At 40.7% G+C, this 21,976-nt stretch carries 24 protein-coding genes, 2 tRNA genes and 1 riboswitch; of the genes, 11 read left to right on the top strand and 15 right to left on the bottom strand.

The window, feature by feature from the left end; translation table 11 throughout:
- Positions 1 to 8: 8 nt before the first annotated feature.
- From KME09_19190 to KME09_19245, 12 genes are all read right to left on the bottom strand, one after another.
- Positions 9 to 81 (bottom strand) — tRNA-Ala (locus KME09_19190).
- Between the two features lie 53 nt (positions 82 to 134).
- Positions 135 to 317 carry a hypothetical protein gene (locus KME09_19195; protein MBW4536067.1) on the bottom strand — a complete coding sequence of 61 codons (183 nt, stop codon included), beginning with the start codon at positions 315 to 317 and terminating at the stop codon, positions 135 to 137.
- A gap of 96 nt (positions 318 to 413) precedes the next feature.
- Complete coding sequence (gene hisF, locus KME09_19200; GenBank protein ID MBW4536068.1) at positions 414 to 1,184, bottom strand: imidazole glycerol phosphate synthase subunit HisF; 771 nt, start codon at positions 1,182 to 1,184, stop codon at positions 414 to 416.
- Between the two features lie 261 nt (positions 1,185 to 1,445).
- A complete protein-coding gene (locus KME09_19205; GenBank protein ID MBW4536069.1) occupies positions 1,446 to 1,784 on the bottom strand; it encodes a ribulose bisphosphate carboxylase small subunit in 339 nt (112 codons plus the stop codon).
- A 24-nt stretch (positions 1,785 to 1,808) separates the two neighbouring features.
- Positions 1,809 to 2,213, bottom strand: coding sequence for a chaperonin family protein RbcX (locus KME09_19210; protein ID MBW4536070.1), 405 nt, complete (start codon positions 2,211 to 2,213; stop codon positions 1,809 to 1,811).
- 112 nt (positions 2,214 to 2,325) lie between these two features.
- Complete coding sequence (locus tag KME09_19215; GenBank protein ID MBW4536071.1) at positions 2,326 to 3,741, bottom strand: form I ribulose bisphosphate carboxylase large subunit; 1,416 nt, start codon at positions 3,739 to 3,741, stop codon at positions 2,326 to 2,328.
- A gap of 645 nt (positions 3,742 to 4,386) precedes the next feature.
- Positions 4,387 to 5,040, bottom strand: coding sequence for a hypothetical protein (locus tag KME09_19220; GenBank protein MBW4536072.1), 654 nt, complete (start codon positions 5,038 to 5,040; stop codon positions 4,387 to 4,389).
- A 116-nt stretch (positions 5,041 to 5,156) separates the two neighbouring features.
- Entirely contained in the window at positions 5,157 to 7,256 is a 2,100-nt protein-coding gene (locus KME09_19225; GenBank protein ID MBW4536073.1) for a ribulose bisphosphate carboxylase small subunit, read from the bottom strand.
- A gap of 151 nt (positions 7,257 to 7,407) precedes the next feature.
- Entirely contained in the window at positions 7,408 to 7,716 is a 309-nt protein-coding gene (locus KME09_19230; protein ID MBW4536074.1) for a EutN/CcmL family microcompartment protein, read from the bottom strand.
- Positions 7,717 to 7,747: 31 nt separating this feature from the next.
- The gene (locus KME09_19235; protein MBW4536075.1) at positions 7,748 to 8,086 is read right to left on the bottom strand and encodes a BMC domain-containing protein; all 339 of its coding nucleotides are present in this window, start codon (positions 8,084 to 8,086) and stop codon (positions 7,748 to 7,750) included.
- 122 nt (positions 8,087 to 8,208) lie between these two features.
- Positions 8,209 to 8,520: a BMC domain-containing protein gene (locus tag KME09_19240; GenBank protein ID MBW4536076.1), complete on the bottom strand. Its 312-nt coding sequence runs from the start codon at positions 8,518 to 8,520 to the stop codon at positions 8,209 to 8,211.
- A 98-nt stretch (positions 8,521 to 8,618) separates the two neighbouring features.
- Positions 8,619 to 8,930, bottom strand: a complete 312-nt coding sequence (locus KME09_19245; protein MBW4536077.1) for a BMC domain-containing protein — start codon at positions 8,928 to 8,930, stop codon at positions 8,619 to 8,621.
- Positions 8,931 to 9,544: 614 nt separating this feature from the next.
- Here KME09_19245 and KME09_19250 point away from each other — a divergent pair.
- The 4 genes from KME09_19250 to KME09_19265 all read left to right on the top strand — a co-directional run bounded on the left by KME09_19250 (position 9,545) and on the right by KME09_19265 (position 14,778).
- Positions 9,545 to 11,440 (top strand): NAD(P)H-quinone oxidoreductase subunit F, encoded by a 1,896-nt coding sequence (locus tag KME09_19250; GenBank protein MBW4536078.1) that lies wholly within the window; start codon positions 9,545 to 9,547, stop codon positions 11,438 to 11,440.
- An 85-nt stretch (positions 11,441 to 11,525) separates the two neighbouring features.
- Positions 11,526 to 12,977, top strand: coding sequence for an NADH-quinone oxidoreductase subunit M (locus KME09_19255; protein MBW4536079.1), 1,452 nt, complete (start codon positions 11,526 to 11,528; stop codon positions 12,975 to 12,977).
- A gap of 75 nt (positions 12,978 to 13,052) precedes the next feature.
- The gene (locus KME09_19260) at positions 13,053 to 14,219 is read left to right on the top strand and encodes a CO2 hydration protein (GenBank protein MBW4536080.1); all 1,167 of its coding nucleotides are present in this window, start codon (positions 13,053 to 13,055) and stop codon (positions 14,217 to 14,219) included.
- A 118-nt stretch (positions 14,220 to 14,337) separates the two neighbouring features.
- Positions 14,338 to 14,778: a heavy metal-responsive transcriptional regulator gene (locus KME09_19265; GenBank protein MBW4536081.1), complete on the top strand. Its 441-nt coding sequence runs from the start codon at positions 14,338 to 14,340 to the stop codon at positions 14,776 to 14,778.
- A 55-nt stretch (positions 14,779 to 14,833) separates the two neighbouring features.
- Here KME09_19265 and KME09_19270 read toward each other — a convergent pair.
- Positions 14,834 to 14,906, bottom strand: a tRNA-Phe gene (locus KME09_19270).
- Positions 14,907 to 15,051: 145 nt separating this feature from the next.
- On the opposite strand from KME09_19270, the gene KME09_19275 reads away from it, so the two are divergent.
- The 3 genes from KME09_19275 (at position 15,052) to ispG (ending at position 16,826) form a co-directional block, all read left to right on the top strand.
- Positions 15,052 to 15,216 (top strand): metallothionein, encoded by a 165-nt coding sequence (locus KME09_19275; protein ID MBW4536082.1) that lies wholly within the window; start codon positions 15,052 to 15,054, stop codon positions 15,214 to 15,216.
- 30 nt (positions 15,217 to 15,246) lie between these two features.
- Positions 15,247 to 15,495, top strand: coding sequence for a hypothetical protein (locus tag KME09_19280; protein ID MBW4536083.1), 249 nt, complete (start codon positions 15,247 to 15,249; stop codon positions 15,493 to 15,495).
- 113 nt (positions 15,496 to 15,608) lie between these two features.
- Complete coding sequence (ispG, locus tag KME09_19285; GenBank protein MBW4536084.1) at positions 15,609 to 16,826, top strand: (E)-4-hydroxy-3-methylbut-2-enyl-diphosphate synthase; 1,218 nt, start codon at positions 15,609 to 15,611, stop codon at positions 16,824 to 16,826.
- On the opposite strand, the gene KME09_19290 is transcribed toward ispG, so the two are convergent.
- Positions 16,792 to 17,295, bottom strand: a complete 504-nt coding sequence (locus KME09_19290; GenBank protein MBW4536085.1) for a DUF2243 domain-containing protein — start codon at positions 17,293 to 17,295, stop codon at positions 16,792 to 16,794. The genes ispG and KME09_19290 overlap by 35 nt on opposite strands.
- Positions 17,296 to 17,531: 236 nt before the next feature.
- A riboswitch (TPP riboswitch) is annotated at positions 17,532 to 17,625 on the top strand.
- Positions 17,626 to 17,632: 7 nt separating this feature from the next.
- Between KME09_19290 and thiC the strand changes: the two genes are divergently transcribed.
- The 4 genes from thiC (at position 17,633) to KME09_19310 (ending at position 20,610) form a co-directional block, all read left to right on the top strand.
- Positions 17,633 to 19,018 carry a phosphomethylpyrimidine synthase gene (gene thiC, locus KME09_19295; protein ID MBW4536086.1) on the top strand — a complete coding sequence of 462 codons (1,386 nt, stop codon included), beginning with the start codon at positions 17,633 to 17,635 and terminating at the stop codon, positions 19,016 to 19,018.
- 124 nt (positions 19,019 to 19,142) lie between these two features.
- Positions 19,143 to 19,436, top strand: coding sequence for a nucleotidyltransferase domain-containing protein (locus KME09_19300; GenBank protein MBW4536087.1), 294 nt, complete (start codon positions 19,143 to 19,145; stop codon positions 19,434 to 19,436).
- On the top strand, positions 19,433 to 19,765 hold the full coding sequence (locus tag KME09_19305) for a DUF86 domain-containing protein (GenBank protein MBW4536088.1): 333 nt from the start codon (positions 19,433 to 19,435) through the stop codon (positions 19,763 to 19,765). Before KME09_19300 ends, KME09_19305 begins: the two co-directional genes overlap by 4 nt.
- A gap of 74 nt (positions 19,766 to 19,839) precedes the next feature.
- On the top strand, positions 19,840 to 20,610 hold the full coding sequence (locus KME09_19310) for an aminoglycoside phosphotransferase family protein (protein ID MBW4536089.1): 771 nt from the start codon (positions 19,840 to 19,842) through the stop codon (positions 20,608 to 20,610).
- Between the two features lie 412 nt (positions 20,611 to 21,022).
- On the opposite strand, the gene KME09_19315 is transcribed toward KME09_19310, so the two are convergent.
- Positions 21,023 to 21,883: a phosphate/phosphite/phosphonate ABC transporter substrate-binding protein gene (locus KME09_19315; protein ID MBW4536090.1), complete on the bottom strand. Its 861-nt coding sequence runs from the start codon at positions 21,881 to 21,883 to the stop codon at positions 21,023 to 21,025.
- Between the last annotated feature and the right edge of the window lie 93 nt (positions 21,884 to 21,976).

Genomic DNA, 21,976 nt, shown 5'->3' on the forward strand with positions numbered 1-21,976 from the left:
TTTTTTAATGGAGCATAGCGGATTTGAACCGCTGACATCTTGCATGCCATGCAAGCACTCTACCAACTGAGCTAATGCCCCTAATACCAAAATAATACTACCACAATTAGTGCAACTAGGTCACTGTAGGCAATTTAACTAAGACGACCTAAGCAACTATTAATTATAAAGTAAACCACCAACATGGCTGCTGCGGACGCTCCAACCAGTGTTCCTGCCAGCATTAGAGAGAACTCTTGCCGTTCCAAAGCCGATTGCATCAAGTGCAACGACCATGCCACTAGGGCAACATCAAATATGAGAATTGGAATCAGCATACTTTACGAAATGTAAACATGTATCTATCTTAGTATACAAGTTTTGGTTTTTGCTAGGTAACCTAATTAATTTAAGCTTTGCTAAAGATCGAGAGCTTAGGTCATGCGGATGGGAACTTGACGCTCCTGTAAATATAATTTGATTTCTTTGACGCTTAGTTGACCAAAATGTAGTAACGATGCCAACAAAGCAGCTTCGGCTTTTCCCCGATCAAAAGCGTCATAAATATGTTGACAGCTTCCCGCTCCACCAGAGGCAATTACAGGAATTTCTACGTGTTCGGCAATAGTTCGGGTCAAGTTTAAATCGTATCCTGCTTGAGTTCCATCAGCGTCCATGCTGGTTACCAAGAGTTCTCCAGCTCCCCGTTGAGCCATTTCTGTCGCCCAAGCGATCGCGTCTATACCCGTATTTTTGCGTCCTCCACGGACATAAACATCCCAGCCAGGATTATTACGATCAACTCGTCTACGAGCATCAATTGCCACGACGATACACTGTTTGCCAAAGCGATCGCTTGCATGATTAATTAACTCTGGCTGGCGAACTGCTGCGGAGTTGATACTCACTTTATCTGCACCAGCTCGTAACAAAATTTTAATATCTTCTAAGGATTGAATTCCTCCACCAACAGTCAGAGGAATAAACACTTGTTCGGCAGTGCGATATACAACATCAACAATTGTTCCTCGATCTTCATGGGTAGCTGTAATATCTAGAAAGACTAGCTCATCTGCTCCTGCATCATTGTAGACTTTAGCTAGTTCGACAGGATCTCCCGCATCTTTGAGATCGACAAAATTAACCCCCTTCACCACTCGCCCAGCGTTTACGTCAAGACAAGGTAAAATTCGTTTAGCAAGCATAGTTCAATTAGTAGTTGAGCAAAATATCTGTGGAGTTAATATTTAACAAGATCAATTGATGGATATTTTAAGGCGATCGCTAATATTTATCATTTAGTCTAGCAAAAGAAGCGCAATTGTCTAAACCAGAATTTTTATCCGCTACACAATAAAAAAGGACGAGACTAGCATCGATTGCTAGAATCATCCTTAATTCTCTATTAGTAATGCGCTCAGATTCACTATTATCTGAACACCACTAACAATTAAGTTCTGTGTTTCTTAGTAACGATTTTGACTGTTAGGCTTGTAAACAATAAAGCTAACAGTTTGGCATTGCTTGATGTTGTCAAAACCAACTACTCGAATATAACAATCAGAGTATTCAGAACGGCACTCGCGCACTTCGTTTAATACTTCTTGAGAACTACGAGCATCAAATAAAGGCAATTTCCACAAAGTCCAGTGGTGCAACTCGGGAGTAGGATCTTTTTCAAATTCTACACCAGGGATATAACCTTGATCGATCATAAAATCGATCTGTTTAGCGATTTGCTGATCTGTTAAAGGTGGTAGATATGAAAGGGTTTCGTAACGACGCTCTTTAGGTAAAGTTTTCATGTTTTCTTTGTCTGTATGTATGTTCTAATCAGAATCTTCGGTTTCTTCCGTTGCTTCTGAAGCATCTTGATTTAATGCTTCATCTGATGTTTGGGTAAGACGTTCCAAAAGATGACGACGATGAGCCAAATTACTTTCTTTAATTCCAACTGCGACTATTTCTGGCAAAAATTCGAGAGTTTGCTCTGCTATATCAGCACGAACAGTCATAATCCGTAGAGCAAGTTCTTTGCCTCTAGGTTCGGACATAATCTCCTGAATATAGGCTTCGGCATCTCGTAATTTTCCCCCTGAAGAATACTGTCTGAGCCAGATAGATTCTTGAGGATTAGTTTCGGCTAATTGGGCAATGACTAGCTGCACTGCTTTAAAGGTTAAATAGTTTTGGATAACTTTTGCCGTCTCTTTGGCAATATCTTGAGGTTGCATTTAGTTTTGATAGTTATTCTGAGATTTTAAACTTGACCTATTTAGTTCCTCATTTTCAATCTCAGAATTAACTACTTGCTGTTCACAAATAACTATGCTCTAAGCTCTAAATTTAGAGAGTATCTACTGCATCAAACTCGAACTTAATTTCTTTCCAAAGTTCACAAGCAGCAGCTAACTCAGGACTCCAACGACAAGCTTCGCGGATAACATCATTACCTTCACGAGCTAGGCTACGTCCTTCATTACGAGCTTGAATACAAGCTTCTAAAGCAACACGGTTAGCAGTTGCACCAGGTGCATTACCCCAAGGATGTCCTAAAGTACCACCACCAAACTGGAGACAAGAATCATCGCCAAAGATTTCCACCAGTGCAGGCATGTGCCACACGTGGATACCACCAGAAGCGACAGGCATGACTCCAGGAAGAGAAGCCCAATCTTGAGTGAAGAAGTTACCGCGAGAGCGATCTTCTTCTACATAGTCTTCACGCATTTGGTCAACAAAACCTAGAGTGATATCGCGTTCACCTTCAAGTTTACCAACCACAGTACCTGAGTGGAGGTGGTCACCACCAGACAGACGCAAACATTTAGCCAAAACGCGGAAGTGAATACCGTGATTTCTTTGACGGTCAATTACAGCGTGCATTGCGCGGTGAATGTGGAGTAAGACACCGTTACGACGACACCATTTAGACAAAGTAGTGTTAGCAGTAAAACCACCAGTCAGGAAGTCATGCATAACGATAGGAGTACCAATTTCTTTGGCAAACTCAGCACGTTCCATCATGTCTTCACAAGTAGCAGCAGTCACGTTTAAATAGTGACCTTTTACTTCATTTGTTTCAGCCTGAGATTTTTCAATCGCTTCTTGTACAAATAAGAAGCGATCGCGCCAACGCATGAAAGGTTGTGAGTTAATATTTTCGTCATCTTTGGTGAAATCCAGACCACCACGAAGACACTCATATACTGCACGACCGTAGTTCTTAGCAGATAGACCTAACTTAGGTTTAATAGTGCAACCCAATAAAGGACGACCATATTTATTTAACAGGTCTCTTTCTACAGTAATTCCGTGAGGAGGCCCTTGGAATGTTTTGAGCAAAGCTACAGGAAAACGAATGTCTTCTAGACGCAAAGCACGCAAAGCTTTGAATCCAAATACGTTACCTACCAAGGAAGTCAGAATGTTGGTTACAGAACCTTCTTCAAACAAGTCCATGGGGTAAGCAACAAAACAGAAGTATTGATTATCTTCACCAGGAACAGGCTCAACTTCATAACAACGACCTTTATAGCGATCGAGATCGGTTAAACCATCAGTCCATACTGTTGTCCATGTACCAGTAGAAGATTCCGCAGCTACAGCAGCAGCACACTCTTCAGCAGGAACACCAGGTTGGGGTGTCATCCGAAAACAAGCCAAAAGGTCTGTATCCTTCGGTGTATAGTCTGGGGTGTAATAAGTTAGTCGATAGTCTTGTACACCAGCCTTAAATCCAGCACCTGTCTTAGTTGCCATCTTTGGTCATTCCTCCATAAATAAAACGCTTATTTTTACTTTCTCTATAGAGCCACTCGTGATGACAGGCTGATAGCCATGCCACGCAAAGGTTTTTAAATTAAGACTAAATCTTGCTTTGATCAAACCCTATTCAGTTCATTAAATCTAGATCTCACAGGAGTGGCAGATAAATTAGTTGGTGACTCTATATACCGTTAAAAAAATCAGTAGAAAGATGTTTTGTAGTCTCAAAAAAACCGTTGCTATAAATAGCAGAGTAAGCTATTTTTCTTCAGTAATTTCTTATCTTCATAGAATATCATGAATGTTAATACTTAGTCAGTATTTTTAGCTCTGTTTTGATTGGTTTATTTTTTATAAAGCATAAAATAAACTAATCATTTTTCAATGATAATCATTAAAATTAAGAATTATTAATATTTTCTTTATTTGGTTGCTTACAAGATACTCTGTCGAAGCTTAAATTTAAACTCATAAGTATTTTTACTCATCTATTTTTAATTAGATATCTTCTGAATTTGATTAATAGTTGCTTAAATAAAAAAACCAATACAAATAACTATTTGTATCGGCTATCTAAGGTAGGAAAAATGTGTCAGTATTTCTCGTAGATTCGTCATATATTTCATCTTTAGGAAAATTTTATGGGCTTTGAGAACCAGAATGATGAGTTTTATTGTGAGGAAAGAGAGTGATTAAAAGTTCATTAATATAAAGCTGACCGACTACTGGTTTTTTATTCTGGTTAAGAGGATTTTGAGTTGCCGTTTCAACTGGAGTAACCGAAGGTGAATCTGGAACGGAATGAGAATTTTGAACTGATTGATGCTTCGGTTTATCTACGCTATCAGACTTGCTATCATTGACCCCGACGTGATTGACGTTTTTGCTATTTTTGCTTGATTGAGTTTGGGGTTGCGCATGGCTATTTTCTTCTACCTGACGAGAACCATCACCGATAATCGAGCCAGGTTCAATTACAACCATTGTCGCCACATCTGATTGAAAAATGGTAGTTGAAGTACCAATACAACAATTACTTCCAATCTTACTCGCTCCAATAATCAGTACCCCAGCACCTAAAATCGCTCCACTACCTATTTCAATAGAACCTTGAGCCGCATTAATAATCGCTCCCATGCCAATGCAAGCATCTGCACCAACAATAATCTTATGCTCAGGTGCAGCCTGCAAGATTACTCCTGGAGCCAAGGATGCTGTAGGATGAATCTCGACATCGCCACTAATGCGGATATCTTTATTTATAGTAGGTTGTGGAGGCGGGAGATAAATCATGGAGAAAAATAAACAGATTGATGGACGCAGGAGCAGTTTTGGTCGTCAATATTGATTGTTATTTATACAACAACCGCTCCATTGCCCGCGATCGCGATCGCCACCTCTAAGTTGGCTTATGGTCGCTGAATAATAGTTTCGGCGACTCTTTTTTTACTTTTAGGATCGATACCCAGCAGCCTGACATATTCACCAGAATGTTCGGCTAAACATACTTCTAACAACGCTACTACGTCTAGCTCATGACGACTATCGATAGTAGAGCAGCTTTTCCAAGATTGAGCTTTAAAACGACGTTTATCAGCGTGTTCTGTCCCGATTTTATAACCAGCAGCTAATAAAGAACGTACTTCCTGGACTGCTTCATCGTTTAAATGCTTTGTACTGAACTGATTGTAGTTAGGTGAGCGACCCTGGTGTTTGGAGCCACTGGTATAGTCAGAAACAAAATATCCTCTGCCATTGCCATTGCCATTACCATTGCCATTGCTGCTATGACCATTGTCACTACGGCCGTTTTGATAACTGTCTTCTGGACGTTGAATAATAGTTTCGGCGACCCGACGTTTTGCCTGATCGTCAATACCCAACATCCGAACATATTCGCCAGAATGTTCTACCAAACAAGCTTCTAAAGCAGCAATAACGTCTGATTCACGACTACTTTCAATTGGGGAGCAACTTTTCCAAGATTGAGCCTTAAAACGCCGTTTATCAGCGTGTTCTGTCCCAATCTTAAATCCAGCAGCTAACAAAGAACGAATTTCTTGGATAATTTTAGAACCAAGTCTGCCGACCCCATTACTGTTACCATAACTGTAGCTTTCTTTATTACTACTATAGCTATGGTTGTTGCCATTACTACCACTGTAGCTAGAAGAACTACGATTAGATTGAGTGGGATTATCGCCAGGACGCTGAACGATAATCTCAGCGACTCTTCGTTTGGCATTAGCATCTACTCCAATCACACGAATGTATTCTCCTGGGTAATCAGCAACAGCCTGCTCGATCGCATTGAAAACTTTATTGCCGCTTACCTGTCCGATGGTAAGCCAGGATTTAGTTCTAAAACGGCGTTGATTAGCATGTTCGATCCCAATATTACAGCCTTGAGCAATTAAACTATTGATCTCTTGTGCAGCACCGTTCCCTAAATTACCGCTAGGCTGACCTGTACTACGATTTCTGCCACTCCGACTTTTACTAGAAACATGAGTTGCCACGCTTCTAACAGTTCCTTCTCCTGGAGTGTCTTCAGGACGCTGGATCACGACTTCGGCGACTCTTCTTTTGGCTCTGGGGTCAACCCCAATTAATCTGACGTATTCTCCTTGGTATTCATGAAGTATAGACTCTAACCTGGCGACAACTTGATTCTCATTTCTGCCGTCAATTTGACCAATCGTTAACCATGATTTGGTTTTAAAACGACGTTGGTTTGCATGTTCAGTGCTGATGATACAGCCTTGCGCTAGTAGCGATCGCACTTGGGTTTTAATATCTGAACTTAAACTCATATTACTTACTGAATTTGTATATTCACTTTGGTCGTTAATATCGGAATTTTGCTCTGCGTCTGTTCCTTTCGATACTTTATATACTTGAGGATTAACGCAAGCCTCATCATCGGCACAGCGATAACCAGCTAAAAGAGCCTCGTTAATTTCGACTACATGGTTGGCAAAATCGCGATCGCTATCAATTACATTAGGAAGGCGTTCTGCCTGCTGCTGGTTGACGATCACTGCTCCTGAAGGAACATACTTCCCAGGAGGAATCTCCACGTCCTGAATCAAGGCGTGCATCATGATAATGCAACCATCCCCCACCTTGGCATTGAATACGGTGGAGCGAAAACCAATAAAGCATTCATCCCCAATGTATGCTGGCCCATGAATAAGTGCCATATGGGTAATACAGGTGTTCTTGCCAATCCAGACTGAGTATTCTTGGCGATCGTCACCAACTACTCGACCCTGTTCTAGACCATGAATTACAACACCATCTTGAATATTGCTGCTTTCTCCAATGAAAAAAGGCGTTCCCTCATCGGCTCGAATGGAACTACCTGGGGCCACAAAAACATTCGCGCCAATCCGCACATCACCAATTAAACGCGAAAAAGAATGTACGTAGGCAGTCTTATCCACTTTTGGTTTTGCTAAATTGTTCGACCACGGAGTCGGGGGAGCCGCCTTGGTGCGGGCTGCCATTGTTTCAATTCCTCCTAAACTAAAACTAACTTAACGAGCGACCCTGCTGACGAAACGCCAGCTAAGGCTTTAATCTGGCTTGACCGTGAACTCGCGAGCTGATTATCTGTCAAATTGATCTTGATCTAACTGTATTTTATGTCAATCAAGTCTATGACAGCCGTTCAGCTTCTTTCTTGCTATAAAGGGCATTGCGCTCAACATTGACCGTATCAATAATGCCCACAATGGTAGCGTCAAGAGGTTTTAATTCTTGACCAGCTTCGATTCTGGCCGCGCTACCGCGACTAACTAAGACCCATTCGCTAACACCAGCCCCAATCAAGTCTCCAGCAACTTCATACTTAGGAAGAAGCTGCCCTTCTTCATCAATATATTGAACTAGAAGCAACTTAATCCCTCTCATACTGGGGACTTTATGCGTGCTAACTACCGTGCCGCGAACTTGGGCTATCTGCATAACATGTTGCCTAAATTAATTTTAGGTAATTTTAGGGTCTTCTTAAAGGACGAGGATTAACGCTTTCTCTGAATTGCTCCACCGCTTCGGTGTAACGAATTGGCAGAACATATTCGAGGTTTTCGTGAGGACGAGCAATAATGTGAGTAGACAACACTTGACCGCCATTTACTCTGCTAACATTCTCAGTACCTGCTGATACAGATGCTTGGACTTCGGATACATCGCCACGGACGATTACTGTAACGCGACCTGTGCCGATTTTTTCGTATCCGACTAGGGTTACACGCGCTGCTTTAACCATGGCATCTGCTGCTTCTACTACCGCAGGAAAACCCAAGGTTTCGATCATTCCAACTGCAATTGACATAACTATTTTGCTCCTGATTTTTTTTAAGAATGTTCCGCCTGGGCGGAACATGGTCATTTAATTGCTTAATCTGCTATTAATTTTGTGATGAACTTCGTTCAATCTGCTCTTTTAATAATTTATTAATAGGTGCGGAACTGCTCGACTTCTTCGGTATAACGAATTGGCAGAACGTATTCGAGGTTTTCATGAGGACGGGCAATGATGTGAGTAGAAAGTACTTGACCACCATTTACTCTAGTTACGTTCTCAGTGCCTGCTGCTACAGACGCCTGGACTTCAGATACATCGCCGCGGACGATTACTGTAACGCGACCTGTGCCAATTTTTTCGTATCCGACTAGAGTGACGCGCGCTGCTTTAACCATAGCATCTGCTGCTTCTACTACCGCAGGGAAACCCAAGGTTTCGATCATTCCAACTGCAATTGACATAATTTTTACTCCTTTACAGCTAGCTATATTGCTAGCCACGTTTTGCTAAATTTACTAGTGTTTAAGTATTGTGATTACTAATTTGAGTTACTAACTTATTAGTAGGAGCGAAACTGTTCTACTTCTTCGGTGTAGCGAATTGGTAGTACATATTCGAGGTTTTCGTGAGGGCGAGCAATGATATGAGTAGAAAGTACTTGACCACCATTTACTCTTTTTACAGATTCAGTACCTGCTGCTACAGATGCCTGTACTTCTGACACATCGCCTCGCACAATTACTGTAACGCGACCAGTCCCAATTTTTTCGTATCCTACTAGGGTGACACGGGCTGCTTTAACCATAGCATCTGCTGCCTCTACTACTGCTGGAAATCCCAGAGTTTCAATCATTCCAACCGCAATTGACATTTTTTTTCCTCTTCAAACCAGATATACACACAACAAACATGTCTGACAGTTGGGGTAAAAAACTTACCTTGCCAACCAGCCGTGCTTTATCACTCCTAAATGTGGCTTGCTAAATCCAACCTGAATGGCTCATAGAGAACTATCAACTGTAGTATAGTTATCTACTTTTCTTTTGGGGTTGAACATAAAGATAGCTGAAACCGCATCATTCAAAAAACCATCATTTCGTTAGCAATAAATAAGCCAATGCTAATTTATTTACTCCTACATCAAGCATAAATAACCATGACGCCTTTGACAATATAAAACATGATTATATTTTTTAATTTGATTGTTAATGAGAATTAATACCTGCTTAAAAAAGCGACACAATATTTGACAATCAATTGTACCTATTGATGCTATTGATATTTTTTATAATTTATTTATAAGTGATAGTCTGCACTGAAAATAAATAATGGTTCAATTTAAAAAAGAATAGAGACGTAATAGCTGATAAAATAGGCTTTTAATCAAAAAATAAATTTTACGGTTGAGCTAAGAGAAATTAGCAGCAGTCAGCTTTAAGATTCGCAATTATAAATTTTGGCATAGTAAATTATTAAACAGTTTGGATGACTGACTTTTTATTAGAAAATTTTTGGTTCATACCTATATATAGCTTAATAGGTGCATTAATCACCTTGCCTTGGTCTTTAGGTATTGTGCGCCAAACAGGGCCTCGTCCGGCGGCATATATTAATATCCTCATGACGATAGTGGGTTTTATCCACAGTTCGATTATTTTCCATCTCACCTGGAGTAGACCAGCACGACAACTAGTTTTTCATTGGCTACAGGTTGCAGACCTTGATTTAACTTTGTCGTTTGAATTGTCTCCTGTCAGCTTTGGTGGATTGGAGGTGGTGACGGGTATCAGTTTATTAGTACAAATATATGCTCTGGGGTATTTAGAAAAAGACTGGTCGTTGGCGCGCTTTTTTGCTTTGATGGGCTTTTTTGAAGCTGCCCTGGCGGGTATAGCTATGAGCGATTCTTTGCTTCTCAGCTACTGTTTATTAGAAGCATTGACTTTATCTACTTATTTACTAGTCGGTTTCTGGTATGCTCAACCCTTAGTTGTTACTGCTGCCAGGGATGCTTTTTTAACTAAAAGGGTAGGGGATATTGTTTTGTTGATGGGTATTGTCGCTCTTTCTAATTATGGAGAGGGACTAAATTTTTCCCAGTTAGAAACTTGGGTCAGAGGAAATCAGCTGGCACCGTCAGTAGCAGCTTTATTAGGTCTGGCTTTGATTGCAGGGCCGATTGGTAAATGCGCTCAGTTTCCGCTTAACCTTTGGCTAGACGAAGCAATGGAAGGGCCTAACCCAGCAGGAATCATGCGGAATTCGATTGTGGTTTCGGCGGGAGCTTATGTTTTGATTAAGTTAGAACCTGTGACGACGCTCTCTCCAGTCTCTGCCTATGTTTTGATTATTGTCGGGGCAATTACCGCCATTGGTACGTCTTTAATGGCGATCGCCCAAATAGATATTAAGCGCGCTTTGTCTCATTCAACCAGCGCCTATATGGGTTTGGTGTTTATTGCTGTCGGCTTGAGGCAGGTAGATATTGCCTTTTTGCTCTTGTTTAGTCATGCGATCGCTAAAGCACTATTGTTTATGAGTGCAGGATCGGTCATCTTAACCACCAATAATCAAAACGTTACGGAAATGGGTGGCTTATGGTCAAGAATGCCAGCAACCAGTCTATCTTTTCTAGTTGGCGCAGCAGGACTGATTGCTCTTTCCCCTCTAGGAATGTTCTGGACATATGACCGTTGGTTTAGTGGCGCTTGGGATGTAGATTGGTGGCTGCTGCTGATTATCATGTTTGTTAACGTCTTTTCCGCAATTAACTTGACCAGGCTATTTAGAGTGATTTTTCTCGGCCCACCTAAAGTCAAAAGTCGTCGTGCGCCCGAAGTTCCCTGGCAAATGTCAGTACCAATGGTATCCCTAATAATAGTTACTTTAATTACTGCCTTTGCCCCCGCACAATGGTCACTGTGGTTGAGTCCCAATACACCTTTAGCTCTAGAACGACCAGAATTGGTTATTCAGTATGCAACACCTTTATTAATCGCCTCTGGTGCGCTGGGATGTATTATCGGTTCAACGATCAAGGTACGTAAAGCCTGGGCGCGGTCAAGTAACCTTACATTGCGCTTTTTCCAAGATTTACTGGCTTATGATTTCTATATTGACAAGCTGTATGAACTGACGGTGATCGCTGCGGTATCCAACTTAGCTAAATTGACCTCGTGGATAGATCGCTACATAGTAGATGGAGCGGTTAATTTTGTGAGTTTGGCAACCATTTTTAGCAGTAATGCTCTCAAATACAATACTTCTGGACAATCCCAGTTTTATCTTGCCACGATCATTATTGGGGTGGGATTACTTTTGTGGTCGATGATTAATGGTCAGTGGTCACTGGTAACAAATTATTGGTCGTCCATTATGTAACAGCGCTATTTTAATTAGCAATTTTAAGCTGCAATTTTAGACTGTAATTTTTAATCGATTTTATTCAATTCTTTGAGATAGCATCATGCTTAGTGCTTTAATCATCATTCCTTGCTTGAGTGCAGCCATCATGGGGTTACTGCCCGCAAAAGGCAATAGTCCACGCCAGATCGCGATTGTTACAGCGATCGCTGTTTTCGCTGTTAATCTCATTCTGGCTTGTCAGTTTGATTTTCAACACGAGAGTTTTCAGTTTGTGGAAGATATCGCCTGGATTCAATGGATCGGCTTGAACTACCACTTAGGAATTGATGGTCTTTCTTTTCCGCTGGTGTTGCTCAACAGTTTTTTAACCTTAATTGCTATCTTTAGCACTAATCCTCAGATTCAGAGACCTAGACTGTATTATGCCATGTTGCTGTTGTTAAGTGGCGGTGCAGCTGGGGCATTTCTGGCTCAAGACTTACTCTTATTTTTCCTATTTTATGAACTGGAAATTGTCCCTCTCTACTTCTTAATTGCCATTTGGGGTGGCCCCAAAAGAGGTTATGCAGCAATGAAATTTCTGCTCTATACTGCTCTTTCGGGAATTTTGGTTTTAGCTTCTTTCTTGGGACTAGTTTGGCTAACTGGGGCAACTAACTTCGATTATTTACCTCTGCGATCGCACGATCTATCCCTAGCCACTCAGTTATTACTTTTGGCACCTTTATTGGTGGGAATTTTTATCAAAATTCCGATTTTTCCTTTTCATACTTGGCTTCCTGATGCCCACGTTCAAGCATCCACACCAATCTCCGTCTTATTGGCAGGAGTACTGTTAAAACTAGGTACTTATGCTCTATTACGTTTTGCGGTCGGTCTATTCTTCGACGGTTGGTTATATCTTGCGCCTTGGCTAGCGATTTTAGCTGCCATTAGTGCTTTATATGGCGCTTCCTGTGCGATCGCTCAAAAAGATATGAAGAAAGTAGTAGCCTATTCTTCTGTGTCTCATATGGCTTATATTCTTCTGGCAGCAAGCGCTACGACTCGTCTCAGCATGACCGCTGCGGTATTCCAGATGGTGAGTCATGGCTTAATCTCTGCTTTTCTGTTTCTACTGGTAGGCATGGTCTATAAAAAGACTGGCTCACGAGATGTTGATGTTCTCAGAGGTTTGCTCAACCCAGAAAAAGGACTTCCTGTGACGGGAGGCATGATGATTTTGGGAGTAATGGCAAGTTCGGGATTACCAGGAATGGTGGGTTTTATCTCCGAATTTCTCGTATTTCGTGGCAGTTTTCCCATTTTTCCGATTCCGACTCTACTTTGTTTAGTGGCAACGGGTTTGACCGCCGTGTATTTTCTGTTGGTAGTTAATAAAGTGTTTTTTGGCCGCTTAACTGAAGGATTAGCGCAGATTCCCCCTGTGCGGTGGCAAGAACATGCTCCTGCCTTTGTCTTACTACTGCTGATTATCGCTTTTGGTCTTAAGCCAGATTGGGTAACTCACTGGAGCGAGGTACAGGCGATCGCACTTTTGCCAGGCAGTTAAGTCACCACTATTTTTAATCTAATTTAATTTAAAAGTTTAAATCTTGAATTCAACTACTGTATTAAATAAATAATCATGGCTCGTATCTCTAAAAGCTCTAAATCCTTGTTGGTAGAGGAGTACATCACCAGATTAGAACAAGGATCGGCGTTACTTGATGATTCTCCACAGAACTTGCTCGAAGTTGTGGGCATTCTCAAAAGCTATGGGGTAGTTTTAGATGCTTACTCCATAAATTTAAACTATATTGCTGATACTCAATTTCTGAAACTGTTTCCCTTTTTTAAATACTTCAACGGCAAGGTGAATGCGAATACTGTAGCCAAGTTTATAATCCACGATCGCATTAACTACGAATACGCGGAATATTCCATGAAAGCAATGTTTTGGCATGGTGGTGGTGGTGTCGATGCCTATCTTGATACGCCAGAATTTACAGCAGAAACAGAACGATTGATTAAAGCCTATTATCGCTATAATCCCTTGATGTTGGCGCTCCACAAAGCATTCCCCGACTTTGTACCTGAGCAAATGCGTCAAATGGCTTATTACAGTGCTTTAGGTCAGTTTTGGCGAGTAATGAGCGATATCTTTCTTAATTTGTCAGATAGTTATGACCAAGGGAAGATTAAATCTATCCCAGATGTGGTGCAGTTTGTGCTTGATGGTTTAGTTGCAGATGCAGCACGTCCAATTACCTATACGGTTAAGCTGCGTGGTCAAGAATACGACATTATCCCTAAATCAGCAGGAATAACTTTTTTGGTGGACACTGGTGTTCCTTATATAGAGGCAATCTTCTTCCGTGGTACTCCTTTTGCGGGAACTGTTTCCTATAACGCTCAAGCCTACGAAATTCCTTACGATCTAGGAATGTTTAATTATGGAGCTTTATACGCCGATCCTTTGCCTATCGGTGGTGCTGGCATTCCCCCAACCTTATTGATGCAGGATATGCGCCATTTTCTACCAGATTATCTTCATCAACTTTATCAAGTTAAAAGCGTCCGTGGACTAGGCGATCTGCGAGTGCAAATTTGCGAAAGTTTTCAAAAATCAATGTTTTGTGTCACTACTGCTGCTGTCAAAGGATTAGCTCCCTATCCCTTGGATACAACAAACCCCGAAGAAAAGCTAGCTAATCGTAAATATCTAACGGGGTGGCTCAATCGAATTTTAGAATCTCAACTAATTAAGGTGAATAATGAGACTCAAAGTCAGTCGGCACTGAAGCATAGCTAGACAGATAAATTTTTTCCAGCGGAAAGTATAGTTGCAATGTTACAGGAAATAGGAAATAGGAAATAGGAAGTAATTAGAATAAAGTTAGACTAAAAAAAAATTCAGAAGTTAATCAATTGTGAGTAAGCTAACTCAACTTAAAATTGGCGAATTGGCTAAACAAACAAATCTTTCTGTGGGAACTTTACGCTACTACAGCGATCTAGGATTATTGCAACCAGTACAAATAGGTGATAACGGCTACCGTTATTATGCTCAGGATGCACAGAAACAAGTTGAATTTATCAAAAAAGCTCAGACTATTGGATTTACCCTTAAAGAAATAAAACAAATTTTAGATGTGCGCGATCGCGGTGAAATACCTTGCAATTTAGTACAAGATTTACTAGACAACAAGATCGAGCAGCTAGAAATTCAAATTAAGAAAATGAGTCTATTTCAGCAAGAGTTACAAAAATATCGTCTTAGCTGGAGCGATAACTCTAATCTTCAATCTGACTTACAAGAGGTTTGTCCTCTGATTGCTAGTGTGTCTATCGACTTAGCGCCGACAAATTGATTAGTAATTACTGATTACTGATTACTGATTACACAATAAATATTTGTTATTTAAATGCCGGGACGCAGACTTGAACTGCGGACACATGGATTTTCAATCCATTGCTCTACCACCTGAGCTATCCTGGCTTGCGTTTTTTTGCGCTTAATCAATGTAGCAGACTGAATGTCTAATTTGCAACCCTATTTGCAAAATAATTATGCTGCTTGTTATATTTCAACAGATATTCACACTATAATAAACGTAATTTCTAGTAAAAAAGAGGGCCATCCTATGACAAATGCCACTGTAGTAAAATGCGCTTGCGATCGCTGTCATTGCGAAATTTCTTTAGAGAATGCCATCAAAAAGAACGAGCAATATTATTGTTGTGAGGCTTGCGCCAACGGACATACTGAGGATCAAAGCTGCAAAATGTCAGATTGCCACTGTGGTTAATAATTAGTAATTAATCATTAATAATTAATTATGTCCATAGCACCAGATCAATATCTATCTCCTGAAGAATCAGCCGATATTGATGCGGCATTACTTTCTAGTAGCGAAAAGTTTCTCACTCGCCTGACTATTTCCTCTCAAAGGTTATTGCAGGCGATCGCTCAAGATTATCAAATAGGAATTGCCGAACTAACCCACACTCAGATTATTCAATGGTTTGAAAATGATAGTAAAGCCAAACGAGAGCAAGGAGATGATGCAGGAACTCTAAAATGGTAGTTAAACCCAGCCTTAATCAACAATAGACGACAGCTGATTAAAGTCATAACCCCTTAGCTTTACAATAGAATCTAGACTAAATAAATTCTTAATAGAGCAATACTTGACTCGTTATGCAAACTCTGGATAATCTTAATCTTACTAACACCCCAGCTTTTGATACCACTATCCATAGGCGAAAAACGCGAGGGGTAAAAGTTGGTGACATTACTATCGGTGGTGGCAATCCAGTGGTAGTACAGTCGATGATTAACGAAGATACTTTAGATATTGATGGCTCAGTTGCCGCAATCCGCCGTCTGCATGAAATTGGCTGTGAAATTGTCAGAGTGACCGTCCCCAGCATGGCTCATGCTAAAGCCTTAGCTGAAATAAAGCAAAAATTAGCCCAGACTTATCAAGCAGTCCCTTTAGTCGCAGATGTCCACCACAACGGCATGAAAATCGCCTTGGAAGTGGCTAAGCATGTCGATAAGGTGCGAATTAACCCAGGTTTATACGTCTTTGAAAAACCCAAAAGCGATCGCACTGAATACACTCCCACCGAATTTGCGGAAATTGGTAGCAAAATTCGTGAAACTTTAGAACCTTTGGTTGTCTCACTGCGAGATCAAGGTAAGGCGATGCGCATTGGGGTTAACCATGGCTCTCTCTCAGAAAGGATGCTGTTTACCTACGGTGATACTCCTGAAGGGATGGTAGAGTCGGCGCTAGAGTTTATTAAAATCTGTGAATCACTAGAGTTTTACAATATTGTTCTGTCTCTTAAAGCTTCTCGCGTTCCTGTCATGCTGGCAGCCTATCGCCTCATGGTACAGCGCATGAATGAGTTGGGTATGGAGTATCCCTTACACTTGGGGGTTACAGAAGCGGGAGATGGCGAGTATGGCAGGATTAAATCTACGGCGGGCATTGGGACTCTCTTAGCTCAAGGCATTGGCGATACAATTCGCGTGTCTTTAACTGAATCACCAGAGAAAGAAATCCCTGTTTGCTATAGCATCTTGCAAGCATTGGGACTCCGCAAAACAATGGTAGAGTATGTTGCTTGTCCTTCCTGTGGTCGAACTCTATTTAACCTCGAAGAAGTGCTGCATAAAGTACGCGAGGCAACCAAGCATCTAACAGGTTTAGATATTGCTGTAATGGGCTGTATTGTCAATGGCCCAGGGGAAATGGCAGATGCCGATTATGGTTATGTTGGTAAGCAGCCTGGCTATATTTCTCTTTATCGTGGTCGAGAAGAAATTAAAAAAGTTCCTCAAGATCGAGGGGTAGCGGAATTAATTAATTTAATCAAGTCTGACGATCGCTGGGTTGAACCAGATTAGACTCAGTTACACGCTCTCGATTGATAATAAACCAGCCAACTAATATAGACATAACACCTGCACCAATAAAGCCTAAATCCCAAGCGAGTTGGTGCGCGCCTGGTTTTACATGGTGAATTTGCAAAATATGATGGCTAAGAATCCCTTCTACAACATTAAACATTCCCGCACCGATACAGAATGCACCAATGAAAACTGATGTAGATAACTCAACGTCATCCCGTTTAACTGCTATCCACAGAGTAATTATGCCAGTCAGCGTCATAATCCAGTCAAAGAGGTGAAACAAACCATCGCCTAAAGTATTTAATTCTAAACCCGCCACAGTGTTGCTACTTTCAATGTTGGTAAACATATGATGCCACTGTAGTAGTTGATGAAAAAAAATACCATCAAAAAAGCCACCTTGTCCTAAACCTAAGAATATTCCTGCCAGAAATAAAGAGCGATGATGATTAATAATATTCATTGTTTCTATGCTAATTAAGATTCAAATGTTGTTGATTTACAGCTGCTGATTGAAGAATTATTAAACTAGGTCGTCAAAAAAAAATAGCGATCGCTTTGCGCTAATCTTTAAAGAGCAATTATGGCGTTCTTAATTATTATTATTACAAAGGCTTTTTAAGAAATAATGCTTTGGGTGAAGAAATAATTACTTCGGTTCTCAGCAGAAATTGTCACTGGTAAATAATGTTAGAATTCCCATGTAGCTAGGGGTGCCTAAAGATTGGCTGAGATATACCCTAAGAACCTGAGACTGGTTAGCACCAGCGGAGGGAAGCTGTTTATTAAGGGAAAAAAATATGAGAAGCGAATGGATTGCCAAGCGTCGAGGACAGGGCAATGTGTCTCAGATGCATTATGCACGTCAGGGAATTATTACCGAAGAGATGCATTACATCGCTAATAGAGAGCGGTTGTCAGCAGACTTAATTCGGGATGAAGTGGCTAGAGGCAGAATGATTATTCCTGCCAATATTAATCATCCAAACCTAGAGCCAATGTGTATTGGTATTGCTTCTAGCTGTAAGGTGAATGCCAATATTGGAGCTTCTCCTAACTCTTCTGATATCAATGAAGAAGTAGATAAGCTCAAGCTGGCGGTTAAGTACGGTGCTGATACTCTGATGGACTTGTCCACAGGTGGCGGTAACTTAGATGAGATTCGGACTGCTATCATCAATGCCTCGCCAATTCCCATTGGTACAGTACCAATTTACCAGGCACTAGAAAGCGTCCACGGTGATATCGAAAAACTTTGTGCCGATGACTTTCTGCGCATTATTGAAAAACACGCCCAACAGGGTGTGGACTACATGACGATTCACGCAGGTATCCTAATTGAGCATCTGCCTTTAGTCAAAAACCGCTTAACAGGTATTGTCTCTCGTGGTGGGGGAATTATCGCTCGTTGGATGCTACACCATCATAAGCAAAATCCTCTCTATACTCATTTTGATGAGATCATTGAGATTTTCAAAAAATACGATGTTTCCTTTAGCTTAGGAGACTCATTACGACCTGGATGCGCCCATGATGCTAGTGATGCAGCTCAGTTAGCAGAATTAAAAACCCTCGGTCAACTAACTCGTCGCGCTTGGGAACATGATGTTCAGGTGATGGTGGAAGGGCCTGGTCATGTGCCAATGGATCAAATTGAGTTTAACGTCAAAAAGCAAATGGAAGAGTGTAGCGAAGCACCTTTCTATGTTTTAGGGCCTTTAGTCACAGATATTGCTCCTGGTTATGACCATATCACTAGTGCGATCGGTGCAGCAATGGCTGGCTGGTATGGTACAGCAATGCTCTGTTATGTAACTCCTAAAGAACACCTTGGTTTACCCAATGCTGAAGATGTGCGTAATGGTTTAATTGCCTATAAAATCGCGGCTCATGCTGCGGACATTGCTCGTCATCGTCCAGGTGCGAGAGATCGAGATGATGAACTTTCTAATGCACGCTATAACTTTGACTGGGAGAAACAGTTTGAACTGTCTCTAGATCCAGAAAGAGCAAGGGAATATCATGATGAAACTCTCCCCGCAGATATTTATAAAACTGCTGAGTTTTGTTCTATGTGTGGCCCTAAATTCTGTCCCATGCAAACCAAAGTTGATGCCGATGCGATCACAGAGCTGGAAAAATTCTTAGCATTAGAAGAAGAGAAGAAAGCTGTTGCTCAAAGTTGATAGGTTAGTCAATAGTAATTATGGAGTAAGTATTCACTTACTCTTTTTTTTAGGCAAAAAAGCTGCTACAAAAAATGCCGATCTGAGTCGTTAAAATTAATCTAGATGACCTTGAGGTGCGACCATGACTCTCGATGATTTGACTCCAGCCCTAAAAGAAAAAATTAAAGAAATTGCAGCTCAACATGGAGCTTTTAACGTGCGGATATTTGGTTCTGTCGCCAGAGGACAAGCCGATCAAAACAGCGATCTAGATTTGCTAGTAGATTACGATTTAAATAAAATTAGCCCCTGGTTTCCCGTGCGGCTAATACGAGATCTGGAAAATTTACTAGGCATTAAAGTGGATGTAGTAACCACCGAAGGACTAAAAGACAGAATCCGCAAAGAAGTTTTGCAAAACTCTTTAATCCTATGAGAAATGATCGAGAAAGAATAGGAGATATTCAAGAAGCAATTAATAAAATTGAAAAGTACGCAATTAAGGGAAAAACAGAATTTTTTGCCAATGAACTTATACAAAGCTGGATAATTTTACAATTACAAATCATTGGTGAAGCTGCGCGAGCGATGACTCCTGACACCCATCAACAATATCAAAAAATTAACTGGCGAGACATAATAGATTTTCGCAACTTATTAGTTCACGAATACTTTCGGGTAGATTTAAAAATTATCTGGCAAATAATCGAGCAAGAAATACCAACTCTCAAAAAAGAAATTGATTTAATTCTTAAACAAGACTAATCCAAGCAATTGCTTTACTCGCATTAGCTTAAATATACGATCGCACTAATACTTTTTCTACTTTAACCAAGTTAATGAACTTTTCTGATGACTGGACTCCTCTTGTTGGAGGAAATGTAAATTTAGTTGCCCTCAAGGGTAATGTAGTTCGACGTAAGCTTACACCAGTTAGCCCTGCTATTCACCAACTACTAAAATATCTAGAAGCCAAAAATTTTCTATCCGTTCCTAGGCTTCTCGACAGTGATGACGAATATGAATATTTTTCGTATTTTCCTGGCAAAGCAATTTTTAGACCTTGGTGTGACGCAATTAAAACTGATGAATTTATCGCACAATTAGGTGAGTGGCTCAAAAATTATCATGAGGTTGTGGTTGATTTTAGGTTAAAAGGCGATGTTCATTTTAATTGGGGATTTACTTTCCCAGAGGCTGATATGATTGTTTGCCATGGGGATTTAGGCCCTTGGAACTGTATTCAAGAAAATGGTAAATTTCAAGGTATTATCGATTGGGATTTAGCGCATTATGGCTATGTAATGGACGATATAGCCGAGTTTGCGTTTGAATTTATTCCTTTTCAGCCCAATCTTCCAGAAATAACGGGAGAAGAGTTATCAAATGCAAGTCTTATTGAGCGTTTAGAAGTTTTTTGTCAAGCCTATGGAAATCTGAAACCTGGCAAAATTTTGGAGCATATTCCTGTTTACCTTACTCGGATGAATGCAGATTTGAGAAAACAAGCAAGCTTAGGTATTGAACCTTTTGTTTCTTTTGTCGCAGGAGGTATTGCTGATAAATTAGATCGGCATAAAGCCTATGTATTGTCGCATTGGTTAAATTAGTAGAATAATACATCTTGTGTATAAAATTATTCGCCTTACATTTGGTAATAATTTCAGGAATTTGTAGGTCGATAAATTCTACTCAGAGGATGTCTGAGAACTCAATTCTGTTATGCTTAGACCCTAGCAGATCCCCCCTAGCCCACGGCAGTCGCTACAACGGAGGAAACCTCCGCAACGCGCTGCCTCCCCTTAACAAGGGGGGAATCGGAATCAAAGTCCCCCTTAACAAGGGGAGCCACTGCGGTCTTGGGGTCTCCCCAAGTAGAGCAAGTGGCATGGATTTAGGGGGATCTACCCACTGGAAACGTAGCAATTAGACTTTTCAGATATCCTCTCAAACTGCGATCGCTTTTTCCTAAGCAATATAAGTTCGACAAAATTAAACAACAGTATCAGGTTTGGTTAAGCTCTATTGAAGTACCATGGAGGATTTTGCTAAAATCTTCTGTACTCGTTCGATAACTGTGGTTAAATACGCGTAATCTGGCAGTGGTTCATTGGGTAGATAGCCAGCACTAGAGGCAATGAAAGAGGGAGTATCGCGTAACGCCAATCTAATTTGCTCCTGTTGATTCCGCTCTAGGCGATCGCTAATGAGAATTGCTCCTGAAGGTACGTTGTGGCGATCGAGGTAAATAACCTTAAATTGGTTAGGTTTGTAGTCTTGCTTGAGCAGATTAAAGTCTTCTAGAGATAAAGCACCTGCGGTAATTTGATTTTGGTCGAGCAGTTGCAAAATATCTTTGGGAGTAGAAGCGAATAGTACCTTTTTAAAATTCAGTCCATATAAATTAAAGATTGGTAGATAATATCCTGTAGCCGAGCCTTTCTGTCCTAAAGCAATAGTTTGTGCTGCTAAATCCTGACGACTTTTGACGATTGAATCTTGTTTGGTAACAATGACTGAACGACTCTGATCTTTACCTTCTAGGGGAACTAATGGTTCGTAGTTATATTGCGTAATGGCGATCGCTGCTAATCCTGGAGGTGCGAAGACTAAATCCCACTTTTTACCTGAAATTTGGTTTAAAGCACGGACTTCATTATAGGCTGGCTCAAGCTCAATTAAACTATTTTGCTGTGTTCCTAAATACTCTTGAAAATCTTGATATTGTTGGAGCGATTTTTCATTTTCACCGTAGCTAACTACACCGACACTAAGCTTATCAATGCTAGTCTGCTTGGGGCGATTATCCTTGGGATCTGCTCCGCGATCGCAAGCTATCAAAGTAAATATAATTATTGCTAATACAGTATGTTGTAAGCGCATATTATTGAGATTTCTTGCATAATGAGCGATTTTCTTTTACTTTTTTTATTAAACCAATATTCAGTATGTCAATACAATGTAAACAGAAAATTT

This window comes from Pleurocapsa minor HA4230-MV1, from assembly GCA_019359095.1.
GTDB lineage: Bacteria > Cyanobacteriota > Cyanobacteriia > Cyanobacteriales > Xenococcaceae > Waterburya > Waterburya minor.